The 24,297-nt window shown below is 74.4% G+C and carries 16 protein-coding genes; 6 read left to right on the top strand and 10 right to left on the bottom strand.

The window, feature by feature from the left end; genetic code table 11:
• Positions 1–69: 69 nt before the first annotated feature.
• From IG64_RS23265 to IG64_RS23250, 4 genes are all read right to left on the bottom strand, one after another.
• Positions 70–1,188, bottom strand: a complete 1,119-nt coding sequence (locus IG64_RS23265; RefSeq protein WP_037859442.1) for an ADP-ribosylglycohydrolase family protein — start codon at positions 1,186–1,188, stop codon at positions 70–72.
• A gap of 287 nt (positions 1,189–1,475) precedes the next feature.
• Entirely contained in the window at positions 1,476–4,799 is a 3,324-nt protein-coding gene (locus IG64_RS23260) for a tetratricopeptide repeat protein (protein ID WP_037859380.1), read from the bottom strand.
• 47 nt (positions 4,800–4,846) lie between these two features.
• Entirely contained in the window at positions 4,847–5,419 is a 573-nt protein-coding gene (locus IG64_RS23255) for a hypothetical protein (protein ID WP_037859379.1), read from the bottom strand.
• 109 nt (positions 5,420–5,528) lie between these two features.
• Complete coding sequence (locus IG64_RS23250) at positions 5,529–6,401, bottom strand: DUF4231 domain-containing protein (protein ID WP_051813270.1); 873 nt, start codon at positions 6,399–6,401, stop codon at positions 5,529–5,531.
• 162 nt (positions 6,402–6,563) lie between these two features.
• Here IG64_RS23250 and IG64_RS23245 point away from each other — a divergent pair, with 162 nt between their 5' ends.
• Positions 6,564–9,410 carry a toll/interleukin-1 receptor domain-containing protein gene (locus tag IG64_RS23245; protein WP_037859378.1) on the top strand — a complete coding sequence of 949 codons (2,847 nt, stop codon included), beginning with the start codon at positions 6,564–6,566 and terminating at the stop codon, positions 9,408–9,410.
• Between the two features lie 42 nt (positions 9,411–9,452).
• Here IG64_RS23245 and IG64_RS23240 read toward each other — a convergent pair whose 3' ends face one another.
• Positions 9,453–12,038: a bifunctional FO biosynthesis protein CofGH gene (locus IG64_RS23240; RefSeq protein ID WP_037859377.1), complete on the bottom strand. Its 2,586-nt coding sequence runs from the start codon at positions 12,036–12,038 to the stop codon at positions 9,453–9,455.
• A gap of 313 nt (positions 12,039–12,351) precedes the next feature.
• Between IG64_RS23240 and IG64_RS23235 the strand changes: the two genes are divergently transcribed.
• The 3 genes from IG64_RS23235 to IG64_RS23225 all read left to right on the top strand — a co-directional run bounded on the left by IG64_RS23235 (position 12,352) and on the right by IG64_RS23225 (position 16,292).
• Positions 12,352–12,747 (top strand): nitroreductase/quinone reductase family protein, encoded by a 396-nt coding sequence (locus IG64_RS23235; RefSeq protein ID WP_037859376.1) that lies wholly within the window; start codon positions 12,352–12,354, stop codon positions 12,745–12,747.
• Between the two features lie 151 nt (positions 12,748–12,898).
• On the top strand, positions 12,899–15,844 hold the full coding sequence (locus IG64_RS23230) for an AfsR/SARP family transcriptional regulator (protein WP_037859375.1): 2,946 nt from the start codon (positions 12,899–12,901) through the stop codon (positions 15,842–15,844).
• 259 nt (positions 15,845–16,103) lie between these two features.
• Positions 16,104–16,292 carry a hypothetical protein gene (locus IG64_RS23225; RefSeq protein WP_037859374.1) on the top strand — a complete coding sequence of 63 codons (189 nt, stop codon included), beginning with the start codon at positions 16,104–16,106 and terminating at the stop codon, positions 16,290–16,292.
• Positions 16,293–16,510: 218 nt separating this feature from the next.
• Here the strand turns inward: IG64_RS23225 and IG64_RS23220 are convergent, their stop codons facing one another.
• The 3 genes from IG64_RS23220 to IG64_RS23210 form a co-directional block, all read right to left on the bottom strand.
• A complete protein-coding gene (locus tag IG64_RS23220; protein ID WP_037859436.1) occupies positions 16,511–17,128 on the bottom strand; it encodes a hypothetical protein in 618 nt (205 codons plus the stop codon).
• A gap of 10 nt (positions 17,129–17,138) precedes the next feature.
• On the bottom strand, positions 17,139–19,502 hold the full coding sequence (locus tag IG64_RS23215; protein WP_037859373.1) for a PQQ-binding-like beta-propeller repeat protein: 2,364 nt from the start codon (positions 19,500–19,502) through the stop codon (positions 17,139–17,141).
• A gap of 631 nt (positions 19,503–20,133) precedes the next feature.
• The gene (locus IG64_RS23210; protein ID WP_037859371.1) at positions 20,134–20,862 is read right to left on the bottom strand and encodes a VOC family protein; all 729 of its coding nucleotides are present in this window, start codon (positions 20,860–20,862) and stop codon (positions 20,134–20,136) included.
• A 134-nt stretch (positions 20,863–20,996) separates the two neighbouring features.
• On the opposite strand from IG64_RS23210, the gene IG64_RS23205 reads away from it, so the two are divergent.
• Positions 20,997–21,632: a TetR family transcriptional regulator gene (locus tag IG64_RS23205; RefSeq protein ID WP_037859369.1), complete on the top strand. Its 636-nt coding sequence runs from the start codon at positions 20,997–20,999 to the stop codon at positions 21,630–21,632.
• A gap of 255 nt (positions 21,633–21,887) precedes the next feature.
• Entirely contained in the window at positions 21,888–22,571 is a 684-nt protein-coding gene (locus IG64_RS23200; protein ID WP_037859368.1) for a pyridoxine/pyridoxamine 5'-phosphate oxidase, read from the top strand.
• Positions 22,572–22,593: 22 nt separating this feature from the next.
• On the opposite strand, the gene IG64_RS23195 is transcribed toward IG64_RS23200, so the two are convergent.
• Together IG64_RS23195 and IG64_RS23190 are read right to left on the bottom strand one after the other, a co-directional pair.
• Positions 22,594–23,544 (bottom strand): GNAT family N-acetyltransferase, encoded by a 951-nt coding sequence (locus IG64_RS23195; RefSeq protein WP_037859367.1) that lies wholly within the window; start codon positions 23,542–23,544, stop codon positions 22,594–22,596.
• 59 nt (positions 23,545–23,603) lie between these two features.
• Positions 23,604–24,215, bottom strand: coding sequence for a GNAT family N-acetyltransferase (locus IG64_RS23190; RefSeq protein WP_037859364.1), 612 nt, complete (start codon positions 24,213–24,215; stop codon positions 23,604–23,606).
• Positions 24,216–24,297: the final 82 nt, after the last annotated feature.

Here is a 24,297-nt window from a genome sequence, read left to right as displayed (position 1 = left end):
GGGCTTTCGTCCGGTGCGGCGAGAGGCGTGCCGGGCGTCGCGGGGCAGGCGGGAACGCGACGGCCTGGCCTAGGTGCCCCTCGGATAGCGGGCCAGCCAGCCCGGGGCCGACCCGGCGGGTCCGTGCAGGGCGGGTCCCTGGGTCATCTCCATCGCGAAGTCGTCCGCCAGGACCAGCAGGGTCGGACGGCCCTCCAGCTCGGCCAGCCAGGCCGGCGGGAGCGCCGTCTCGCCGTGCAGGGCACCGAGCAGGCCGCCGGTGAGGGCTCCGGCCGCCCCCGAGGGACCGCTCTGGTTCACCGCCAGGCACAGCCCGTGGCGTACGTCCTCGCCGACCAGCGCGCAGTACACCGCGACGGCCAGCACGCCCTCCGCGGCCCCCTCCCCCGCCAGCTCCTCCACCCGCGCCGGGCCCGGCATGCCCTGGCGCACCGCGCCCAGCGCGTGCTGCAGCGCGTCCGAGACCGGCTCGTGGCCCGGCCGTACGGCGAGCAGCGCCAGCGCCTTCTGCACGGCGGCGTCGAGACCGTCCCCGCGGGCGAGCGCGTGCACGATCACGGCGTAGGCCCCGGCCGCGAGCCACGCCGTGGGGTGCCCGTGGCTCTGCGCCGCGCACTCCACGGCGAGCTGCACCACCAACTGGGGCTCCCAGCCGACCAGCAGTCCGAACGGCGCCGACCGCGCGGCGGCCTCGGGCCCCGTCTCGCCCGGGTTCTTCGGCGCCCGGAGCGTCCCCATCGTCTCGTCCCCGAAGCCGCCGAGCAGCGCCCGCGTCGGCTCCCGCCGGGCGTACAGCCACTCCTCGCGGGCCAGCCAGCCGTCGTCCTCGCGCCGCTCGTCGGGCCCCCAGTCGCGCTGGGTCGCCGCCCAGCGCAGGTACGCCCGGTGCACGTCGGTCGGCGGGTGCCAGGCCCCGGTGTCCCGCCGCACCTGCGCCCGGATCAGCCCGTCCACGGAGAACAGCGTGAGCTGGGTGAGGTGCGTGACGGTGCCGCGCCGGCCGTGCGCCGCGACGAGGTCCACGACACCCTCCGGCCCGTGCGCCTCCCGGACCGCCTCGTACCCCAGCCCGTCCACCGGCGCGCCGAGCGCGTCCCCCAGCGCGACGCCGAGCAGCGTGCCCCGCACCCGCCCGCGGAAGTCCTGCTGCTCGGCACGCCCCCAGACGATCCCGGCCGTCGTACCCACCCAGACCTCCCTCACGGCACCGTCCGTCCGTACGACGCTCGGCACTGTAGTCGAACGGGAACGGTGTGTTCAGGGGGTGATCGGCGGGGCTGGTGGAGCTGCTGTGGCGAGGACCCGTCCGGCCGGGCACCGCCCGCGGCCCGCGCCCGGTCGTCCTCCGGGCGGAGGACCGCCCACCACTCGCGCCCGGTCCCCTCCGGGCCGACCGAGGCCCCCCCGCCCCGGTGCACCCGGGCCGGACACCGCCCACCGCCCGCGCCGTGCCTGTCCTGTCCTGTCCCGTCCCGTCACCCGGCGTGCCGCGCCCGGACGGCGTCACGGGCGGTGGTGACCGCCGCCAGGCGGGGGGCCAGACGGGGGCGGTCGGTGCCGGGACTGTGCAGCAGCACGGTCAGGGCGGCGGCGAGTTCCGCGAGCCCGTACCAGTCCGGCACGGCGGCAGGCAGGCCGGCCAGTGCCCGGTCGGCCCCGGCCCAGTCGCCCCGGCCGCAGGCCGTGACGCACCGCGCCACCCGGTGCCCGGCCGTGTCCGCCCCGCCGGCCCGCAGCAGCCGGGCCAGTTCCCGCCACAGCGGCCCCGCCGCCGGTACCCCCTCGAACCTGCCGACCGTCAGGGCGAGTTGGAGGGTCCCGGCCACGGGATCCGAGACCCGCAGGCGTTCCGCGCTCCGCCGGGCCGCCGCCTGCCGCCCGGCGTGCCGGTGCGCCTCGGCCCACAGCCGGTCCAGGGCGCCGTCGTCGTCCGGAGCCGCCTCCCGGCCGGCGTCGGCGAGCCGGGCCGTCGCCTCCTCCCACCGGCCGCAGCGCATCAGCACCTCGATCGCGGTCCGCCGCTCCCAGGTCGCCCAGACCGCCCCCGGCTCCCGCGCGAGACACCGGTCCAGGTCGGCCAGGGCCTGTTCGGTCCGCCCGGTGGCCAGGCAGACGCGGGCCCGCTGCGCGTACGCCCAGTCGTAGTCCGGGGCGACCTCCAGCGCACGGTCGAGGAGGCGGAGGGCCTCGGCGTGTTCGCAGCGGCCGAGACGGGCAGCCCCGAGCCCGGCGAGCGCGCGGAAGTCCTCCGGGTGCTCCGCGAGGACCTCCTCGTAGAGGGCGACGGCCTCGTCGTACCGGCCCGCCGTCTCGTACGTGTAGGCGAGTTCGATGCGCGGCAGGACGTCCCGCGGGGCGGTGCCGACCGCGCGCAGCAGGTCCTCGACCCTGCCGTCCCGGTCCCCCAGCCGGAACCGGGCCCGGGAGCGCATCACCAGCGCCCAGGTGTAACCGGGGTCCAGTTCCACGGCCCGGGAGAGGTCGCCCAGCGCCTCCTCGGCCCGGCCCAGTTCGACGAGGGCGGCGCCCCGGCTCGCCAGCGCCGACGCGTGGGCGGGGTCGAGCGCCACGGCCCGGCCCAGCTCGGTGACGGCCTCCTCGAACCGGCCGGCGATCCGGTAGGCGTCGCCCCGCTCGGAGGCGACCCAGGCGGAGTCGGGGGCGAGGCGGGCCGCCCGGTCCAGGTCGGCGAAGGCCTCGTCCGGCTGGCGCAGGGTGCGGCGCAGGCGGGCCCTGCGCACGAGCGCCCAGAGGTACTCCCCGTCGATGCTCAGCGCCTGGTCGTAGTCGGCGAGCGCGGCCTCGTGCTGTCCGAGCCGGTGCCGGCAGGCCGCGCGCGTGGCCAGGACGGCTCCGTTCGCCGGATCCAGTTCCACGGCCCGGTCGCACGCCTCCAGGGCCTCCTCGAAGCGGCCCAGGACCCGCAGGATCTCACCGCGCATGCCGATGATGTAGGGGGTGCCGGGGGCGAGTTCGTCGGCGCGGTCGAGTCCGGGCAGCGCCGCCGCGTGGTCGTCCATCAGGGCGAAGGTGACGGCCCTGCCGTAGTGGGCCCAGGCCAGCCCGGGGTCCAGCTCGACCGCCCGGTCGTAGGCGGCCAGGGCACGCCGGTACTCGCCGGCGTCCTTGAGCTCCCGGCCGCGCAGCGCGTGCGCCGCCGCCCGGTCGCGCCCGCGCAGAGCGGGCCGGGCCAGCAACCGGTCCATGGCCTCGGTGACCCCGGACCGCTCGTCGGACAGGGCCTCGCCCAGCCGTGTCCCCCACCGCTCCAGGACGGGCAGGCCGGTGGCGGCCCCCGCCTCCTGGAGCATCCGCGCCCACCGGCGGCCGGCCGCCGCGTCCTCCCGGCAGGCCAGGACGAGATCGCGCAGCGCGCCGCCGAGCGCGGCGGTCCCCCGCGCGCACAGCAGGTGGTACGTCTCCTCCAGGCGCAGCTCGCGCCAGGCTTCCCGCTCCCACTCCTCGCCGGGCCGCGCGTCCCCCGCCGCCCGCTCACGCCAGGCGCCGAAGGCCCGGGCCAGCCGCTCGTGCCGCTGTGCCCAGCCGTGCGGGGAGCGCCGCCGCTGCAGGCGAAGCATCGGGGCGCGGACGACGTCGTGGTACCGCAGCCCGTCTCCCCGCTCGCTGACGAACGGCATGCCGCGCACCCACGTGAAGAGCGGCCCGGCCTCCGCCTCGGGGCAGTCCGCCGCCGCCCGGAACACGTCCGCGTCCAGCCGCCGGGGCAGCGCGCCGGCCAGTGCCGCCGCCCGCCGTACGGGATCCTGCTCCCACTTCAGGAAGCGTTCCACGGCCGTCTCGCTCGGGTCGTCCACCTCCTCGCGCCCGGCGGGCCGGGTCTCGGCCAGCGTGGAGACGAGGACCGGCAGTCCGCCGGTGAGGCGGATCACCTCCTCGACCACCGGCTCGGCCACCACGCCCTTGGCCGCGAGCAGTCCCCGCGCCTCGGCCTCGGTGAACGGCCCCAGCACGACGTCCTGGACGAAGTCGGCGAAGTCGCTCCAGCGGACGGGGTCCAGGCGGCGCTGGCCGGCGGTGACCACGACGACGTTCGCGGGCAGTGACCCGGCGTACCGGTCGGTCGCCATCACGTCGTGCAGCCAGCCGTCGAGGAACGGGGCCGTCATCTCGTACGTGTCGAAGAACAGGACGATCCACGGCACCTGGGAGGCGATCTCCGCCAGTTCGCCGAGCAGCACCGGAGTGAGGCTCTGCTCGGGGGACAGGACGAGCTGCACGTCGTCCTGGCTGCGGAAGCGGGCGCTGAGGCCCGCCCGCAGCCGGTCGGCCCCCTGGGCGAGCTGGGCGGCGTCGACGGCTCCGACGAAGGGGCCCGCGCCGGGGATCAGCCCGATGCCCGCCAGGCCCAGGCGCATGGCCGTGGCGCTGGCCGGGGACGGTCCGTCGGGCTGCGGCTGCGGCACGGCCAGGGCCGCCTCCGCCTCGTGCCGGCGGTCCCGGTGGGCGGCCAGCAGCCGTTCCAGTTCCTTGCACCTCCATCCGCGGGAGGCGAACTGCCGGCCGACCTCCGCCATCGCCTCGGGGACGCTGCCGACGCTCTCGTCCACGTACGCCGTCAGCCCGCCGCATTCCCGGGCGATCTGCTCCATCTCCCTGACCAGGAAGGTCTTCCCGACGCCCGCGTCACCGCGGACGTGGAAGAGGAAACGGTGCCGCTCGTCCTCGGGGGTGAGGCCGAGGTTCTCCCGGAAGGCGGCGCGTTCGCCGCCGCGGCCCACGAAACCCGCTCGCCTGCGCTGCCGGATCAGGTCCTGCATCGAGTGCCGCGCCTGCGCCATTCCCGCCCACCCCCGAACCGGCCGGTCCCGCCTCTGCCGTCCTTCCCCTAGGGGACGACGACCACGCGCGTCCCCTTCTCCGCGAACGCCCACAGGGCCGCGCCGTCCTGCTTGCCGGTGCGGACGCCGCCCGTCTTGATGCCCTCGGCGACCGGCGGCGGCGAGGAGCCGTCGACGGCGTTGCTGAAGGCGACGAAGACGCCCGACTTGCCCGCGAAGTACATGATGTGCTCGATCTCCACCCCGTCCGAGCCCTTCGTGGGGTCGGCGACCCGCTGAGAGATCGCGTAGGCGCCCGGGTCGGGGCTGACCGTGCCGGGCCAGACGGCGAAGGTCCTGGTCGGCATGCCGCGCACGTCCATCAGCCAGACGCGCTTGTGCCCCAGGGAGTAGACGACGCGGCGGCCCGTGCCGGAGTCGGACGGCGGCGCGGGCGGGGCCGTGTGCTTGGGGGGCGCCGCCGGGGAGTGCCTGCCCGCCGGGGCCGACGCGCTGGGGCGCGCGGAGTCGGCGACGGGGTGCGCGCCCTGGTCCGCCTGGGCCGCCAGCGTCCCGACCGCGACGACCGCCGCGGCGGTCAGGCCGCCGACCCAGGCCCACGAAGGTATTCGGGCAGGCATGGGCACGCATCTCCTCGGCTACTCAGCTGTTCGGCCCCGGGAACCGTCGGCTCATCGTACTGCGGGACGCGGGAGGGCCCGGGCACAAAGACCGCAGGACCGGTGCCGGTCACCCGGACCCGCGAGAAGCCCGCCACATCGTGTGTTCCCGGCTGATCGCTTCCTCCGCGTCGGCCACCTCCTGCGCCCAGCGGTCCTCGTCCACCTGGGACAGCCGGCCGTGGATGATGCTCAGCTCGGTGGCCGCGAAGGTGTAGGCGCGGCCGAGCGTCTCGTACTGCCGCACCGCGAACCAAGCCGCTCCTGCCCCCAGGACGGCCCCCAGGACCCCGGCCAGGTCGAAGGTCAGGGTTCCGGTCAGGCGCAGGACGGCAGCGGCCAGGCCGAGACCCTCGGCGGCGACCAGCATCAGGCGCCAGCGCCGTGCCCGCGCCACGTTCCAGCTCGCCTTCGCCGCGTACCAGCGCTGCTGGTCTTCGATCCGGTCCCGCAGATAGGCGTTCTTCCGGTCGGTGAAGGAGCGGGCTCGCAGCACGTTCATCGCGTCCGTCACGGCGACCAGTCCCACAGGGGCCAAACTCGTGGCGGGCGCCTCCCGCAGCAGCTCCTTCAGCCTTTCGTTGAAACGGTGCGCCGCCTCCCCCTGCGGCAGCTGAGCGGGAAACGGCGCGCCGGCCACCGCGTAGCGCCAGGCGAGGGTCTTCGCGGACTCGGCCAGGGCTCGGCCGTCGTACCACGCCTGCTCCGGACGTTCCGTGAGCAGCCAGATCTCCACACAGACGGTCGCCACGAAGATCAGCACCAGGACGATCAAGGCAGGCCGCTGGTCGAGCACACCGCAGAGCGCGGCGGCCACCGCCAGCACCAGACGCCATTTCGTGCCCTGGATGTAGCGGCGCTGTCCGGCCAGCGACGCCCCGTCCGAGGAACGGAACACCGTAGGAAGATCGTCGTCCCGCAGTCCGTTCGCCGTACCACTCACTCTGCCCCCTCTGGTCTTCTCGGGTCCGGCTGGGAAAGCATCACAAGGCGGCCACGACCGGCGGACTCAATACGGCTGGAGGGAAAGGAAGTTGGTGGGCCGTCAGGCAAGGATGCCAGGGACGGTCCCGCACCCGCGGCAGAAGGACGGAGAAGCACGCCGATGAGCTACGCGGCATTCATCTCGTACAGTCACGAAGCGGATGGCCACCGGGCCCGCTGGCTGAGAGACGCCCTGCACAGCTTCGCCAAGCCCTGGAACAAGGTACGAGCCCTCCGGGTCTTCCTCGACAACGCCGCCCTCTCCGCGAACCCAGGGCTGTGGAGCACGGTGGAACAGGCGCTCGGCGACTCCGAGTTCTTCCTCCTCCTGGCGTCGCCCCAGTCCGCGCGTTCCCCGTGGGTGGCCAAGGAGATCTCCTGGTGGCGGCAGGGTCCCCGGGCGGCGAACCTGCTGCTCGTCGTCACCGGGGGCGAACTCCACTGGGACCACTCGGCACAGGACTTCGACTGGGAGCGCAGCACGTGCCTGCCGGACGCCCTGCGGGGCTACTTCACCGAGGAACCGCGCTGGGTGGACCTCCGGTGGCTGAGCGAGGACCATGAGGACGCCCCGCGGGACCCGCGCTTCCGCGAATGCGTGGCCGACCTGGCCGCACCACTGCACAGCCGTCCCAAGGACGAGCTGATCGGTGAGGACGTCTCCCAGCGCCGCAAATTACAGCGCTTCCGACAGGCCATGCTGGCGGTCACGACCACGCTGGCGGTCCTGGCGTCGGCAACCGCCGTGTACGCCTTCGTGCAGCGGAACACCGCGCGGGACCAGGCACGCCTCGCGACCGCCCGCCAACTGGCCGCCACCGCGGTGAACCTGAGCGGAGACGACCTGGACCTCGCCTCGCTGCTGGCGCTCCAGGCCTACCAGGTCGAGGAGACACCGGAGACCCTTTCGGCGCTGTACCAGCTCACCACCCGCAGCCCTCACCTGGTGCGCTTCGTCCGGGGCGACGCGGCGGTGACGGCCCTGGCCCTCACCACCTCGCGGCACTACGCGGCCGTCGGCACGGCCAAGGGCTCCGTGACCGTCTGGACCTCCGACGGGAGCCGGCGGCTGGGGAGGATCTCCGTCCACGGGGAGGTCACCTCCCTGGCGTTCAGCGACGACGACCGCCTGCTGGCCGTGGGGAGCAGTTCCGGCGAGACGGTCGTACGGGACGTGCAGGGGCACTCCACGCGTCGGCTCCCCGCCGGCGCCCCCGGTATCACCGGGCTCGCCTTCCAGTCCTCCAGCCACAATCTGGCCGTCTTCGACGACGAGGGAGCACTCAGGCTGTTCGGAGAACGGAGCGACGCACCGTACGCGCGCGTCGACACCGGCCTTTCCGGCAAGGCGGCGGACCTCGCCTTTCAGGACAAGGGGAAGAAGGTGACCCTGGTCACCTTCGGGGGGTGGCGTCTCTACGACGGCGCCTTGCGCCGTCTCCAGTCGGACGACGGCACCCTGTACCCCGCCAACGGCTATGTGACCGCCGCATCACCGAGCGGAAACTGCTTCGGCTTCCTCAAGTACGGCGGTCTGGCCCTGATGACGGTCGGGCAGCTGGCGGCCGGGAAGTTCCCCGGCTCCGAAGCGGGGAACTGCGGGATCGTCCTGCCGGTCCTGCCCGACGAAGAGGCCATCAGCCTGGCCGTGTCCGACAATCACCAGGTCGCGATCGGCACTAGCAAAGGCCTCACCGTGGCCAGGAGGGTGGACGACACTCCCTCGCACGCGGTCGTGGACTCGCTTCCCGGGGTCAGGGCGCCTTCGCTGCTGGCGTTCTCACCGGGCGCCGGCGACCGTCTGGCCTCGGCCAGTGGCACCACTGTGGCCCTGTGGGACCTGGGTAAGGCGGGACCCACTTTGCACAGGCACGGTGCCAGGATCCCCGACGGAGCGACGGTCGAGTACCCGCCGCCGCTCTCCGTGAGCGGGCCCGGACAGGTGGCATGGAGCCAGGAGACCATCGACAGATCCCCCTCCACGCTGCACCTCTGGTCGGCGGGCAAGGACCTTCCGAGCAACGAGCAGGAGATCCCGTACGACGACGTCGCCCTCAGCCCGGACGGCGGCACCCTGTACGCCGTGTCGGACACCGCGCTGACCGTGTGGAAGAAGGGACCCGGCGCGCTGCGCAAAGCGGCGGCCGTCCCCCTGCCCGCGAACAGTGACACCTTGGGGTGGACCCGGGTCGCCTGCGGGCAGGGCGGCCGAGCCGTGATCCTGACCACGGACGGAGCCGTACTGATTTTCGACCCCCGAACCGGAAAACTGTCCACGGCGCTCCCGCGTACCGTCCCCCGCCTGTCGGACGAGGACCGGAAGAAGACCGGTCTCACCGAGTACACGATGGCTCTGAGCGAGCACGGCGCCCTCGCGGCCATCGCCCCGGACAAAGGCCCCGTCCGCGTGTACGACGTGCCTTCGGGCCGCCTGCTGCGCCGCCTGGACGTCGGGGGCGGGGCCGTGGACGCACTGGCTCTCTCCGAAAAGGACCGTTCCCTGTACGCGAACGTCGACGGTCACACCCTGACCAGGTGGGACGTCGGGACAGGGGCGTTGCGGTGGCGGTCGGACGGGTCCGGTGGAAGCGGTCTCGCGGCGGACCCGGCCGGCCGCTGGGCGGCCACGCTTTCGGGGGACGGCACGGTGTGGCTGTGGGACGCCAGGACCGGTGACCGGCTGGCGGACACGGCCCTGCCGGCCCCGGACTTCTCCTGGTCCGGCACCGGCGGCACGGGCACGCAGAGCCGCCTCGCCTTCTCACCCGACGGGAAGCAGCTGTGGTCGGCCACCGAGGGCGGCGAGGTGCTGACCTGGGACACTTCGGCCGACGCCTGGATCGCGGCGCTGTGCGGACGGGTGGGCCGCAGCCTCACCCCGGCGGAACGTGCCCGCTACCTCACCGCCGTCTCCCGGACCCACACCGCCTGCGGCGCCTATCCGGCCCGGACGACGGACACACCGTGAACGAGCGGGCCGGGCAGGGGCAGCAGGACGCCGCCCCTGCCGTCAGTCCAGCACCGGCAGCAGCCGCGGCAGGTGGCCGTCCGAGGCCGCCGCCGCTCGCTGGCGCTCCTCCGGGACCTCGCCGTAGACCGTGGTGCGCGGGCGGGCGGGGCGGCCCGCCGCTTCCGCGACCGCGATGAGGTCCTTGACCGACTTGTAGGAGCCGTAGGAGGAGCCCGCCATGCGGGAGATGGTCTCCTCCATGAGGGTGCCGCCCAGGTCGTTGGCGCCGGAGCGGAGCATCTCGGCGGCACCGTCCGTGCCCAGTTTGACCCAGCTCGTCTGGATGTTGGGGATCCAGGGGTGCAGCAGCAGGCGGGCCATCGCGGTGACCGCCCGGTTGTCGCGGGCCGTGGGGCCGGGGCGGGCGATGCCGGCCAGGTAGACCGGGGCGTTGGTGTGGATGAAGGGGAGGGTGACGAACTCCGTGAAACCGCCGGTCTCCTGCTGGATGCGGGCCAGGGTGCGGAAGTGGCCGAGCCAGTGGCGGGGCTGGTCGACGTGGCCGTACATCATCGTCGACGAGGAGCGGATGCCCAGCTCGTGCGCGGTCCTGACGACCTCGATCCAGGTCGCGGTGGGCAGCTTGCCCTTGGTCAGGACCCAGCGGACCTCGTCGTCCAGGATCTCCGCGGCCGTCCCGGGGATGGTGTCCAGGCCCGCCTCCTTGGCCGCGGTCAGCCATTCGCGGATCGACAGGTTGGTGCGGGCCGCGCCGTTGACCACCTCCATCGGCGAGAACGCGTGCACGTGCATGCCGGGGACGCGCTCCTTGACCGCCCTGGCGATGTCGAAGTAGGCGGTGCCGGGCAGGTCCGGGTGGATGCCGCCCTGCATGCAGACCTCCACCGCGCCCACCTCCCAGGCCTGCTGGGCGCGGTCGGCGACCTGGTCGAGGGAGAGGGTGTAGGCGTCGGCGTCCGTGCGGCGCTGGGCGAAGGCGCAGAAGCGGCAGCCGGTGTAGCAGACGTTGGTGAAGTTGATGTTGCGGGTGACGATGTACGTCACGTCGTCGCCGACCGCCGCCCTGCGGACGTCGTCCGCGATCCGGGCGAGGGCGTCCAGCGCCGGGCCGTCCGCGTGCAGCAGCGCCAGCGCCTCGGCGTCGGTCAGCCGCGTCGGGTCGTCGGCGGCGGTGCGCAGGGCCTGGCGGACGTCGGTGTCGATGCGCTCGGGTGCCATGCCGGGCGCCGCCGCCTCGCGCAGGGCGTCCCAGTCGCCGTAGACCTCGTCGAAGTCGCCGCGGCGGTCCCCGGTGCGGCCCTCGGCGTCGATCGCGGTGTGCAGGTCGGTGCGGCCGGAGGCGGTGAACGCCTCGTCCGGTTCCTGCCAGGGCCGCCCCTCGACGGTCGCGTCCTCGCGGGCCAGGCCGGTCGCCGGGTCGGCGAGGGCGCTCACGTGCGGCAGCAGGCGGGGGTCGAGCCAGGGTTCGCCCCGGGTGACGAACTCCGGGTAGACGCAGAGCCGTTCGCGCAGCTCGAACCCGGCGGCGGCGGAACGCTCGCGCAACTGGTCGATCTGCGGCCAGGGACGCTCGGGGTTGACGTGGTCGATGGTGAGCGGGGAGACGCCGCCCCAGTCGTCGACGCCGGCCGCGATGAGCCGTTCGTACTCGCCGTCGACGAGGTTGGGCGGGGCCTGGAGGCAGGCCGTGGGACCCATGATGTGCCGGGCGACGGCGACCGTGGCGACCAGGTCGTCCAGTTCGGCGTCCGGCATGCCGCGCATCGCCGTGTCCGGCTTGGCGCGGAAGTTCTGGATGATCAGCTCCTGGATCCCGTGGTGGGCGCGGGCGACCTTGCGCAGCGCGAACAGGGACTCGGCGCGCTCCTCGAACGTCTCGCCGATGCCGATCAGGATCCCGGAGGTGAAGGGGACGGAGGAGCGTCCGGCGTCCTCCAGGACCCGCAGCCGCACGGCGGGCTCCTTGTCCGGGGAGCCGTGGTGCGGGCTGCCGGGCTCGGACCACAGACGGGTCGCGGTGGTCTCCAGCATCATGCCCATGGACGGCGCGACGGGCTTGAGCCGCTGGAAGTCCGTCCAGCTCAGGACGCCCGGGTTGAGGTGCGGCAGGAGGCCGGTCTCCTCCAGGATGCGGATGGAGACGGCACGGACGTAGGCGATGGTGTCGTCGTAGCCGTGCGCGTCGAGCCATTCGCGGGCCTCGGGCCAGCGGTCCTCGGGCTTGTCGCCGAGGGTGATGAGGGCTTCCTTGCAGCCGAGTGCGGCACCGCGGCGGGCGATGTCCAGGACCTCGTCGGGGGACATGAACATCCCGTGTCCGGCGCGGCGCAGCTTGCCGGGGACGGTGACGAACGTGCAGTAGTGGCACTTGTCCCGGCACAGCCGGGTCAGCGGGACGAAGACGCTCTTGGAGTAGGTGATGACACCGGGACGCCCGGCGGCCTCCAGGCCTGCGTCGCGCACCCGGGCGGCGGAGGCGACGAGGTCCCGCAGGTGCTCGCCGCGGGCCTGGAGCAGCACCGCCGCCTCGGCGACGTCCAGGGCGACGCCGTCCCGCGCACGTTTGAGGGCGCGACGCAGGGAGTTCTCGGTGGGGCCGGTTCCGGAGGTCGCGGAAGTCGTCATCCCCCGAGCATACGATCGCGCTGATCAGCGCGGGCGGCCGTGCCCGGGACGCGCGGCACCGGCGCCCCGCCCGGCCGGGGCGGACACGAGCAGCACCGACGGGCACGAGCACCCAGGACGCGCGGGCGCGAGCAGCACGGGCGGGCGCGAGAGGCACGGACGGGCGCGAGCAGCACGGGCGGGCGCGAGAGGCACGGACGGGCGCGAGCAGCACGGGCGGGCGCGAGAGGCGCACGCGGCAAGGGCGCAGGTGGCCTGCCCGCTCCCCCGGTGAACGCACGAATCCCGTGGCGCACCCCTAGGCTGACGGCCCATGACCCGCCACAGTGAGCTGAAGCACCGGATGGTGACCCGCTTCCAGCGGTACGTCGCCAATCCGGTCAACCGGCGTCTGCCCTCGCAGACCCTGCTGGAGACCACCGGCCGCGTCTCCCGGCTGCCCCGCCGCACCCCCGTGGGCGGACGCCTCACGGACGGATCCTTCTGGTTCGTCTCCGAGTTCGGCCTCAGATCCCAGTACGTCCGCAACATCCAGGCGGACCCAGCCGTCCGCGTCCGCATCCGGGGCCGCTGGCACCACGGCACCGCCCACCTCCTGCCCGGCGACGACGCCGTGGCCCGGCTGCGCCGCCTGCCCCGGTTCAACAGCGCGGCGGTACGGGCCTTCGGGACGGACCTGCTGACGGTGCGGGTGGATCTCACCGACTGAGCGCCCTCCGCAAGAGGAGAGCTTGTGCAAGCCTTGTGAGGCAGGGCACCACGGCCTGTGATCGCTGTCTCCCGGAGCTGACGCATCTGCCATGAACAAGGCAAACTGGCCTCTCGGCGATGGACAGTTCGGCAGCGGTCAGGGAGCAGCGATGGACGGTGTACCGCGAGTACCGGAGCAGCGGCGTGCCGAGCGGTCGGCCGCGCTGCGCTTCTGCGTACTCGGACCGGTGCGCGCCTGGCGCGGCGAGGAACTGCTGCCCACCGGCTCGCCCCAGCAGCGCGCCCTGCTCGCCGCGCTGCTGCTGCGCGAGGGGCGCACGGCGACGGCGTCCGAGCTGATCGACGCCCTGTGGGGCGAGGAGCCGCCCTCGCAGGCGCTGGCGGCGGTCCGGACGTACGCCTCCCGGCTGCGCAAGGTCCTCGACCCCGGGGTCCTGGTCAGCGAGTCCGGCGGATACGCCGTGCGCGGCCTGGGCGAGGGCGCGCTGGACGCGGGGACGGCACAGGACCTCTCCGCGCAGGCCGACAAGGCCCGCGCCGCCGGGGACCTGCACCGGGCGCGGACGCTGCTCGGCCGCGCGCTGCGCCTGTGGGACGGCGAGCCCCTGGCGGGGGTGCCCGGCCCGTACGCCGAGGCGCAGCGGGTACGCCTTCAGGAGTGGCGGCTGCAGCTCCTGGAGTCGCGGCTCGACATGGACCTGGAACAGGGCTGCCACGGCGAGGCGGTCTCGGAACTCACCGCGCTGACCGCCGCCCACCCGCTGCGCGAACGCCTGCGCGAACTGCTGATGCTCGCCCTGTACCGCAGCGGCCGGCAGGCGGAGGCGCTGGCCGTCTACGCGGACACCCGCCGTCTGCTCGCCGACGAACTGGGCGTGGACCCGCGCCCGGAGCTGCGCGCGCTCCAGCGGCGCATCCTCCAGGCGGACCCCGCCCTCGCCGAGCCCTCCGCCCCCGCCCCGGAACCCGCCGCGGCCCCCGTGCGCCCCGCCCAACTGCCCGCCACCGTCCCGGACTTCACCGGTCGCGCGGCCTTCGTCAGCGAGCTGAGCGACATGCTGGCCTCGGCCGAGGGCCGGGTGATGGCCGTATCGGCGCTGGCCGGGATCGGCGGGGTCGGCAAGACGACCCTCGCCGTGCACGTCGCGCACCACGCCCGGGCCGCCTTCCCCGACGGCCAGCTCTACGTCGATCTCCAGGGCGCCGGGCAGCGCGCCGCGGAACCGGAGACGGTCCTCGGTTCCTTCCTGCGCGCCCTCGGCACGGCGGAGTCCGCGATCCCCGACTCCCTGGAGGAGCGGGCCGCCCTGTACCGCTCGGTCCTGGACGGCCGCCGGATCCTGGTGCTGCTGGACAACGCGCGCGACGCCGCCCAGGTCAGACCCCTGCTGCCGGGCACGGAGGGCTGCGCCGCGCTGGTCACCTCCCGGGTGCGGATGGTCGACCTGGCGGGCGCGCACCTGGTCGACCTGGACGTGATGAGCCCGGAGGAGGCGCTCCAGCTCTTCATCCGGATCGTCGGCGAGGAGCGGGTCGCCTCGGAGCGGGAGGCGGCGCTCGACGTGGTCGCCGCCTGCGGCTTCCTCCCCCTCGCCATCCGCATCGCCGCCTCACGGCTGGCGGCCCGCCGCACCTGGACGGTCTCCGTCCTGGCCGCCAAGCTGGCCGACGAGCGGCGCCGCCTGGACGAACTCCAGGCGGGCGACCTGGCGGTGAAGGCCACCTTCGAACTCGGTTACGGCCAACTGGAGCCGGCCCAGGCCCGCGCCTTCCGTCTGCTGGGCCTCGCCGACGGTCCGGACATCTCCCTGGCTGCTGCGGCGGCCGTGCTCGACCTGCCCGCCGAGGACACCGAGGACCTGCTGGAATCCCTCGTCGACACCTCCCTCCTGGAGTCCGCCGCCCCCGGCCGCTACCGCTTCCACGACCTCGTCCGCCTCTACGCCCGGGCCTGCGCCGAACGCGACGAGCGCGCCCCGGGCGAACGGGACGCGGCGATGTCGCGCCTGCTGGACTTCTACCTGGCCACGGCGGCGGGCGTGTACGCGATCGAGCGGCCCGGGGACCGGCTGGTGGACCACCTCGCCGCCACCAGGTACCCCGGGCTCGTCTTCCCCGACCGCAAGGCCGCCCGGGACTGGCTCTACACCGAGGCGGACTGCCTCCTCGCCCTCGCCCGCCGCAGCGCGGAGCGTTCGGCCTCGCTCCGGCGCGCCACCGACCTGCTGTGGGCCGCGCTCGACATCTCCGAGTCGGGAGCCAACTCCCGGGAGTACGAGGCGACCGCGAAGGCGCTGCTCGACGCGGCCCGGCGGGCCGGTGTGGCGCAGGTGGAGGCCCGGGCACTGATGACGCTCGCTCACGCGCACGTCGACGCCGGCCGCTTCGAGATGGCCGACCAGGAGGCGGAACAGGTGATCCGCCGCGCCATGGACGCCGACGACCTCCTGCCGGTGTGCTGGGCGCGCAACGCGCGCGGCATCATCGCGCTGTACCAGAGCCGCAACGAGGACGGCGAGCAGCATCTGTCCGAAGCCATCCGGCACTTCCGCATCCTTCAGGACCGGCCCGGCGAGGCCAGCGCGCTGTGCAACCTCTCCCGCATCCACCTGGCGACGGGCCGGACCAGGAGCGCGGTGGCCCTGGCGCAGCAGGGCATCGGCATCTACGACGCCATGGGGAACTCGATGCGGGGCGCCAACGCCCGCTACGCCCTGGGCATGGCGCTCACCCAGAGCGGCCGGCTCGACGCCGCCGCGGACAGCCTCACCGAGGCGCTGGGTGTCTTCCGGGACAGCCGGCAGCGGCTCTGGGAGGGCATGACGCTGTTCCGCCTGGCCGAGGTGGACATCGCCGCGCAGCGCCCCGCGCAGGCCGCCGCCAACGCGGAGCTGGCCCTCACGGTGCTGCGCGGCATCGGCGGCGAGTGGCGGCGCGGCAACGTGCTCACCGTTCTGGGCCACGCCCTGACGGGCATCGGGCAGACGGACCGCGCGCGGGTGTGCTGGCGCGACGCCCTGCGCATCTACGAGGAACTGGGGGCGCCCGAGGCCGCCGCCGTGAGCGAACTGCTGCGCCCGGCCCAGGCCGTGTGAGGAGCGGACTTCCGCGTCCGGCGCAGGCCGTGCGAGGTCCGCGGGGACAGCACCGGCGCGTTCATCGAACGTTTATCGCCTCGCGCCATGCTCGACCCAGTCGATCCGTCGCGTCGGGGGGCAGACGGGTCACTGCGAAGGGCCCCGCACTGGCGAACTAGTGTGAGCGGCCCAGGAAGGCCCGCCCGGGCACACTCGGGGGAGTGACCGGGCGGGCTTCCAGCGCCCGATGAGGAACACACCGAGTGGAGCGAAGAGCATGAGCGACGAGACGGTCATCAAGCCCCAGGACATGCACGCCACCGGCACGAAGGACGGCGAGGCCGCGGCAGCCGTCGCTCAGTCCGGGGACGGCGACGTGACGACGCAGGACATGCACGCCACGGACGAGCCCGTCACGGTCAAGGACATGCACGCCACGTCGGAGCCCTTCAAGCCGACGAAGTAAGCCGGGCCCGGGGGGGGCCGGACGGGGGATCAGACGGGGGGACCGCAGGGGGATCACGGGGGTCACGGGGGATCAGCCGGGGGACCACAGAGGGGGATCACGGGGGGACACGGGGGAACACGGGGGGCACGGGGGATCGGCCGCGGCGGCGCGGAGGGGGAGCCGTCGCGGCCGACGTGTGTCCGGGGCCGGTCTGGCCGCGCGCCCGGTGCGGGCCGTCAGCCGGTCGCCGGGGCCGCCGGGTCCACGGTGCAGTGGGCCGGCCGCGCCACGTCGCCGGGTGCGCCGGCGTCCACGCGTACCGTGCGCCTGCCGTTCGCGGGCACGTCGGTCTCCTGGAGCGCGGAGCGGATCGTGCCGCCGTGGGCGTCCTGGAAGGTGACGGTGGCGGTGAACGTGCCGCGCCTGTCGTTGGGGTTGGTCAGTTCGACCGTCGCGTAGGGCTTCTTCTCCGTGGCGCAGCTCAGCAGCCTCGCCCGCGCGGCCTGGAGCTGCGAACCGGTGCCGCCGGAGGGGGTGGCGGTCGGACCGCGGTCCGGGCGACGGCGGTGGTGGGAGCTGCCGCCGGTCGTGCCCGTGCCGCTGCCACCGGAGCCGTACGTGTCGTCGTCGTGCGGGGCGTACGTGCCGTCGGTTCCGGAGCCGTACGCACCGCCCCCGGACGAGGAGGACGACGAGGACGACGAGGTGTCGTGGTCCTGGCGGGAGCTGCTGCACCCGCCCGAGCCGCCGCTCCCGTGACCGCCGTGCCCGTGACCGCGGGAGAAGCCCGTCAGGGCCAGCACCACGACCGCCAGTACCGCCGTGAACCTGAGTCTGCGCCCCCGTATCCGCATGGGCGGCACCCTACCCCGTGGTGCGGGTCGTGCCCGTTCCCTTCTCCGCGTCCAGGGCGTACACGCAGCGGTCCTTGCTGCACGCGTACACGACGCCGTCCCGGACGACCGGGGAGCCGGTGATCTCGCCGCCGGTCGCCAGTTTCCAGCGCAGGCGGCCGTCGTCGGCCTTCAGCGTGTACAGGAGGTGGTCGGTGGAGCCGAAGTGGATGCGGCCCTCGGCGACCGCCGGGGAACCCACGATGTCCCCGCCGGACTGGAAGCGCCACTTGGGCGTCCCGGTCACCGCGTCCAGGGTGTACAGGCCCTTGCCGCTGCCGACGTGCACGTGTCCGGCGGCGACCAGGACCGGGTCGACGCAGGACCGCGCCTCGGTGGCGATGCGCCAGCGGTCGCGGCCGTCGGTGGCGTCCAGGGCGTACACGGTGCCGAGGTAGTCGGCCAGGTAGACACCGCCGCCGGTGACCGCCGGGCCGGGGGCGAAGGCCGGCGGGGAGAGGAAGACGGCCGGCGCCTCGAAGTGCCAGCGGACATGGCCGCTCGCCACGTCGAGGGCGACGACACGGGTACCGGCCGAGACGTACACGTAGCCGTCGGGGGCGGCCGTGAGGCGGACCGGCACGCCGCCGCAGGAGGCCGCGTCCCCGATGGGGTAGGACCAGCGTTCGTCGCCGGTGCGGGCCTCCAGGGCGCGCAGGCGCGCGTCCTGCCAGACGTAGACGGTGCCGTCGTGCAGGGCGGGACCGGCCTCGGGGGACTCGAAGTCGGTCTGGCAGCCGGTGATCTCCCACAGCTTCTGGCCGCCGGCGGCCTCCCAGGCCTGGACGCCGCCGCCGCGGGTGCCGGTGACGACGGTGCCCCGCTCGGCCTTGAGGGAGTACACCCAGGCGTCGGTCTGCAACCGCCACAGGTCGGCGCCGTCCCGGGCGTCCAGGGCGAACAGGGTGGGCCCGTCGGAGGCGTGCACGCGGCCGTCGGCGACCGCCATGGACCAGGCGACGTCCCGGGTCTTGAAGCGGCGCCGGCCGGTGGCCACGTCCAGGGCGTGCACCTCGAAGGAGGTGACGTAGACCAGGTCACCGGCGACGGACGGGGTGCCCCACACGTCGTTGGACATGCGGAAGCGCCAGGGGCGCCAGCCGGGCGCGGTCTCCGGCGGCACGCCGGTCACCGCCGGGACGACGGGCGCGGCGCCGGGCCGGGATCTGGACCAGGTGGCGGCCAGGCCCGCCTCCGGCGGGGGCGCCTTCACGGCGGCGGCGCGGGCGTCGGCGACGCGCGGCCCGGGACCGATGGGCACCTGGGCGCCGGCCAGCCGCACCGGACCGGTGTCGGGGGCGCCGACCGGCGCGGGCATCGCGGGCAGCGGCGGCGCGGGCGGGGCCGGCACGACGGGGTCGTAGGAGGGCGGGGGCGGCGGCGGTACGGCGGGCCGGGCGCCGTTGGCCGGGCCGGCCGAGGTGGGCGGCGGGACGAGGCGTCCGCCGCGCCGGGACTCGATGAGGCCCACCGCCTGCTCGGGCAGCCAGGCCGACGCGGTGCCGCTGTCGTCGGTGCCCGAGCCGAAGAGGTGCGGGGCGAGCTGGGCCTGGAGGTCGGCGGGGGTGGGGCGGCCCGCGACCTCCATCTGCATGCAGGACTCGATCAGCGGACGCAGCTCGTCGGGGAGGCCTTCGAGGTCGGGGCCCTCGCGCAGCAGCATGAAGACCGTCTCGACCGGGTTGGCGCCGTGGAAGGGCGGGTGCCCGGTGGCGGCGAAGACCAGCATCGAGCCGAGCGAGAACACGTCGCTCGCCCCCGTGACGCTGCGCGAGTCCTTGGCCTGCTCGGGTGACATGTAGGCCGGGGTGCCGACGGCGACGTTCGTCATCGTCAAACGGGTGTTCGAGACGCCGGAGGCGATGCCGAAGTCGATCACCCGTGGTCCGTCCTCGACGACGAGCACGTTGGACGGCTTGAGGTCACGGTGGACCAGCCCGGCGCCGTGGATGGACTGGAGCGCCTCGGCGACGCCCGCCGCCAGCCAGCGCACCGCCTGCACCGGCAGCGGCCCGCACTCGGTCACTATCTCCTCGAGGGAGGGCGCGGGGACGTAGGCGGTGGCCAGCCACGGCACCGCCGCGCGCGGATCGGCGTCGACCACGGCGGCCGTGTAGAAGCCGGAGACCGCCCGCGCGGCCTCGACCTCGCGCGTGAAGCGGACCCGGAAGAGCTGGTCCTCGGCCAGCTCGGTGCGGACCGTCTTGATCGCCACCCGCCGGCCGGACGCCGAGCGCGCGAGATAGACCAGCCCCATGCCGCCGGCGCCCAGCCGTCCCAGCACCTCGAACGGACCGATCCGCCGCGGATCGTGCTGCGTCAGCTGATCCACCACTTGCCTGCCACCTCCCCGTACGAGCCGCGCCACCTCCGTGTGTACGCGGCCCCCGTGCAGCGTCTCACCACCGCACCGCCGTGGCGGCACGCACTCCGATTCTTCCTGGCCGCGGCACCGGTGGCGAACCCGGCGACGAACCGGGATGTCCTGGTGCTTTTGCGACGCAAAACGACGGATTCCCGCCGCACTGACGCCACCAGCGGCCGGATTTGACCGCCTCGCGGCGATTTCACCGGCTCGCTACGACGGCATTCCCCGCGCGGGGTGCGACGGCTCCGCCGCGTCTGGGCGGCCGGCCGAGCCGCCACCGACGGCTTCCGCGCCGCTGTCGAGGGTTTGCGTCCCGGTTCGTACGGGATTCCGCCCCGACTCCCACGGGCTTCCGCCCCGGCCGGTACGGCGGCCCGGGCTCGTACGGCGCTTGCGCCCCGGCCGGTACGGCACCCTCGCTCCAGCCCCTGCGGCGCTTGCGTCCCGGCCCGTACGGCACCCTCACTCCAGCCCCCGCGGCGCCCGCACACCGGCCCATAAGGCACCCTCACTCCAGCCCCCGCGGCGCCCGCACACCGGCCCATAAGGCACCCTCACTCCAGCCCCCGCGGCGCTTGCGCCGCGGAGCGCGACTCCCTCACCGCTCCAGGACGGCGAAGGACGCGCCCTGGTCGTCGGCGACGACCGCGACCGTGCCGTAGGACGTCTCGAAGGGGGGCACCTGGACGCGGCCGCCGAGCCGGACGGCGGTGCCGAGCGCGGCCTCGGCCCGCGCGACCCGGAAGTGGACGAGGAAGTGCGGCGGCATCTCGGCGGGGAAGACGTCCGTGACGGGGGCCCGGCCGAAGTCGGGGCGGGTGTCCCGGCCGAACAGGGCCTCGTGGAAGAGCCCGCCGTAGAAGGCGTTGGCCGTCTCGGTGTCACGGGTGTAGAGCTGGGCCCAGTCGAAGCTGCCCGGCTGGTGGCGCACGCCGAAGCCCGCGTGCCGGCCCGGCTGCCACAGGCCGAAGACGGCGCCCTCGGGGTCGGCGGCCAGGGCGGCCGTGCCGTAGTGGCCCACCTGCCGGGCGTCGCCGACGATCTGCCCCCCGCCCGCCCGGATCCGCGCGGCCAGCGCCCCCATGTCCGGGGCCGCGAAGTACACCGCCCAGACGGTGGGCATCCTGCCGTCCGACTTCGCGGCGAGCGCGGCGACGGGCCGCCCCTCCAGCAGGGCCAGGACCGAGCCGCCGTACGCCTCCTTCTCCTCGAAGGTCCACCCGAAAAGCTCACCGTAGAACCGCCGGCCGGCGGCGGTGTCGGAGAGCTGCGCGTCCACCCAGCAGGGGACGCCCTCCGTGTACGCGGATGCCCTGTTTTCGGCCATGCCGTCAAAGTAGCCGGGACTCCCGCAGCCCGCAGACCAGGCACACCTGCCTCTCGGCGCCCGCGCACCCCATTTGCAGTCGGCCGAATCGCGCTCCCATCACCCCTCGGTAAGCTGACGACATGACAGGACAAGTGCGTACCGTCGACGGCCGCGTGGCCGGCCGGCGAGGGCAGGCGACCCGGCAGAAGCTGCTCGACTGCCTCAGCGAGATGCTCAGCTCCTCGCCCTACCGGGATGTCAAAGTCATCGATGTCGCCCGGAAGGCGGGGACTTCACCCGCGACCTTCTACCAGTACTTCCCGGACGTCGAAGGCGCCGTCCTGGAGATCGCCGAGCAAATGGCCGCCGAGAGCGCCGATTTGACCGGGCTCCTCGAAGGCAGGTCGTGGGTCGGCAAGGCCGGCTGGCAGACCGCCCAGGAACTCGTCGACGGCTTCCTGGACTTCTGGCGCCGCAACGACGCGATCCTGCGCGTGGTCGACCTCGGGGCCGCCGAGGGCGACAAGCGCTTCTACAAGCTCCGTATGAAGATCCTGAACGCGGTGAACGGCTCCCTCACGGATTCGGTTGCCGAACTCCAGTCCAAGGGCAAGGTCGACAAGGACGTGAACCCGGCGGCGATCGCCGGTTCACTGGTCGCCATGCTCGCCGCGGTCGCCTCCCACCAGAAGGGTTTCACCTCCTGGGGCGTGAAGCAGGCCGAACTCAAGCCGAACCTCGCCCTGTTGGTGTACCTGGGCGTCACCGGGAAGAAGCCGACGAGATAGCCGGTCCCCCGGCACCGGGCGCCCGTGCGGCACCTTGATGCCACAAGTCCTGTCAGGCAGGCGGCGGTTCACCCGGGTGGACCGCCGCCTGTGGCGTTGTGGGGCATCTCGGGAGAGGATGCGCGGGGACGTCCCGGTGTGCGCGAGCGTGACCCGTGAGCGCGAGGGCGCAGGGGCGGAGGCGCGGTCCCGTCCCGCCCGGCTCACGGACGGCGCGGCGCCGCAGGGGGAACGGCACCGGGTGATACTCGGGGCATGAACACGGAACTCGATGCCCTGCTGAGGTCGCTGCGTGTGTGGGACCCGGAGGTCACCGAGCTGCCCGCGTTCGACCCGGGGGAGGCGCCCGCCGCCCCGCTCCCCCTGTTCACCCGGTGGTTCGCGCAGGCGGTCGCGGCCGGTGAGCGCGAGCCGCACACCATGTCCCTGGCGACGGCCGACGAGGCCGGCGACCCGGACGTCCGCGTCGTGATGCTGCACGGCGCCGACGCGGAGGGCTGGGCCTTCGCCACCCACGCGGACAGCCGCAAGGGCCGCCACCTGTCCCGCCGCCCGTACGCGGCCCTCGTCTTCTACTGGCCCGTCCTGGGACGCCAGGTGCGCGTGCGGGGCCCGGTCACGACCGCGCCCCACGAGCAGGCCCGCTCGGACCTGCACGCCCGCTCGGCCGGCGCCCTGGCCGCCGCCCTCACCGGCGCGCAGAGCCGGGTCCTGGACTCCCTCGGTGAACTGAGCCGGGCGTCGCAGGCGGCCTGGGCCCGCGCCGGCCGGGAGCCGGACGCGGACGTCCCGTCCTGGACCCTGTACCGCCTGCGCCCCGACGAGGTCGAGTTCTTCCAGGGCGACGCCCGCCGCCGCCACGTACGCCTCCGCTACCGCCGTGCCGAACGGGAGCGGACGGGCCCGGAGGGCTGGGTCAGGGAGCTGCTGTGGCCGTGACGGCGGCGCCGCCCGTCCGCCGTCACGGGGTGGGGGCGGCCGGCTCGAATCCGTACACCGCGAAGTCGGACACCGGCCGGTAGCCGATCCGCTGGTACAGGCCGTTGCTGGTGGGGTTGGCCAGGTCGGTGAAGAGCAGCACCTCGGCCGCGCCGGACTCCACGGCGACGCGGCTCACCTCCGCCGTGACGGCGCCCGCGTACCCCCGGCCGCGCAGGTGCTCCGGCGTGTGGACCGCGGTCACCCGCACCTGTCCGGCGATCACCGGGGACCTGCCTGCCATGGAGACCGGGGTGCCGTCCGGGGTCTCCCAGAACGTCACGGCGCCGGATCCGGCGTGTTCCTCGGCCCAGTCCCGCGGGTCGCGCACGGCCGTCTCGCCGACGGCGGCGCAGAAGTCGGTGTACCAGCGGGCCAGCAGGTCGCGGTCCGCCGGGCCGGCCACCCGCGCCCGTCCCGGCGGTGCCGGCCGCGGCACGGTCAGCCCGCCGAGCCGGTACAGCCGCATCCGCCGCTGGAGGCAGGTCCGGGCGCCGGTGCGGCGGTGCCAGGCGGCGGCGAAGGCGGCGGCCGTGTCCTGGTCGGCGTTGACACCGGAGAGACCCCCGGCGCCCGTGTGCCCCTCGATGCCCCCGGGACCCCCGGCGCCCGCGGTGCTCTCCCGCTCCCGTCCGGCCAGGCGTGCCGCGAGGGCGTCGGCCTCCGCCTCGGTCAGCGGGGTGAGCACGAGCGGGTGCGGGGGCGTACGGAAGAAGGAAGCCCGCACGCCGCGCGTGCCCGTCCGCACCGCCTCGCCTTCCAGCACGCCGAACTCGGGGGCGCCGTCCCCGTACGTCCGTCCGCCGCGGGCGCGCAGGTTCTCCGTCACGGTCAGGTGCACGGTGTGCCGGTCGGGCCGGGAACGCAGGAACTCCCCGGCACGCGCGAGGAATTCGTCGAGGTCACGGGTGAGGTACCAGTCGTCAGGAGCCATGCTTCATGATTCCGCCCCGCCGTCGGGTCCGCCTCCGAATTACGCCGGTGCCGCCCGGGTCAGCGCGGCGCAGGCGGCTCGGGCTCGGGGTCCGTGGCCAGCCGGGCGTGCAAGTGGCAGTCCCGGAAGGCGTCGTGGCGTCCCGCCTCCCACATCGCGCCGCGCGCGGTCCCCTCGTACAGGTAGCCGCAGCGCTCGGCGACGCGACAGGACGCCTCGTGGCCGACGGCGTGGCCCAGTTCGAGGCGGTGCAGGCCGAACTCCGTGAAGGCCCAGCGGCCGGCGAGGAGCAGGGAGAGCGTGGCGACACCGCGCCCGCGCGCCTCCGGCAGCACCCAGTAGCCGACGCGCCCGGAGCGCATGGGGCGGCTGATGACGGCGACACTGACGTGGCCGAGCCTCTCGCCGGTCGCCTCGTCCGTGACGCAGAACGGCACGCCCGTGCCGTCGACGGCGCTCTGCACGTGGGCGGTGAGCGATTCGCGCGCGTCGGCCAGGTCCCGTTCCAGGATCAGCGGTGTGTTCCAGCGCCGGAACTCCGGGTCGGACCGCCCCCGCAGCCAGCTCTCCAGATCGGTCTCGGACGCCGGGTCCCACAGACGGAGCCGCAGGCCGTGGCCCCGCAGTTCGGGGGCGGGGTCGGCAAGGGACTTCTCACGTATCTCGGCCATCCGGTCATTCTGGCCGAATGAGCGGGACCGCCACATCCGGATCACGGGCCGCCGCGCCGCCGGGCCGGCCGTCGAGGGTCCG

Source organism: Streptomyces sp. NRRL S-340 (assembly GCF_000720185.1).
Classification (GTDB): domain Bacteria; phylum Actinomycetota; class Actinomycetes; order Streptomycetales; family Streptomycetaceae; genus Streptomyces.
The sequence above is the reverse complement of the archived record's forward strand: the minus strand, read 5'-3'. Positions and strand labels throughout refer to the sequence as shown.

Coding starts and splice junctions, on each gene's coding strand:
- IG64_RS23195 (WP_037859367.1), bottom strand. CDS start 23,544: ATGGCTCCTGACGACTGGTACCTCACCCGTGACCTCGACGAATTCCTC.
- IG64_RS23235 (WP_037859376.1), top strand. CDS start 12,352: ATGACCCGCCACAGTGAGCTGAAGCACCGGATGGTGACCCGCTTCCAG.
- IG64_RS23225 (WP_037859374.1), top strand. CDS start 16,104: ATGAGCGACGAGACGGTCATCAAGCCCCAGGACATGCACGCCACCGGC.
- IG64_RS23190 (WP_037859364.1), bottom strand. CDS start 24,215: ATGGCCGAGATACGTGAGAAGTCCCTTGCCGACCCCGCCCCCGAACTG.
- IG64_RS23260 (WP_037859380.1), bottom strand. CDS start 4,799: ATGGCGCAGGCGCGGCACTCGATGCAGGACCTGATCCGGCAGCGCAGG.
- IG64_RS23245 (WP_037859378.1), top strand. CDS start 6,564: ATGAGCTACGCGGCATTCATCTCGTACAGTCACGAAGCGGATGGCCAC.
- IG64_RS23240 (WP_037859377.1), bottom strand. CDS start 12,038: ATGACGACTTCCGCGACCTCCGGAACCGGCCCCACCGAGAACTCCCTG.
- IG64_RS23255 (WP_037859379.1), bottom strand. CDS start 5,419: ATGCCTGCCCGAATACCTTCGTGGGCCTGGGTCGGCGGCCTGACCGCC.
- IG64_RS23210 (WP_037859371.1), bottom strand. CDS start 20,862: ATGGCCGAAAACAGGGCATCCGCGTACACGGAGGGCGTCCCCTGCTGG.
- IG64_RS23200 (WP_037859368.1), top strand. CDS start 21,888: ATGAACACGGAACTCGATGCCCTGCTGAGGTCGCTGCGTGTGTGGGAC.
- IG64_RS23220 (WP_037859436.1), bottom strand. CDS start 17,128: ATGCGGATACGGGGGCGCAGACTCAGGTTCACGGCGGTACTGGCGGTC.
- IG64_RS23230 (WP_037859375.1), top strand. CDS start 12,899: ATGGACGGTGTACCGCGAGTACCGGAGCAGCGGCGTGCCGAGCGGTCG.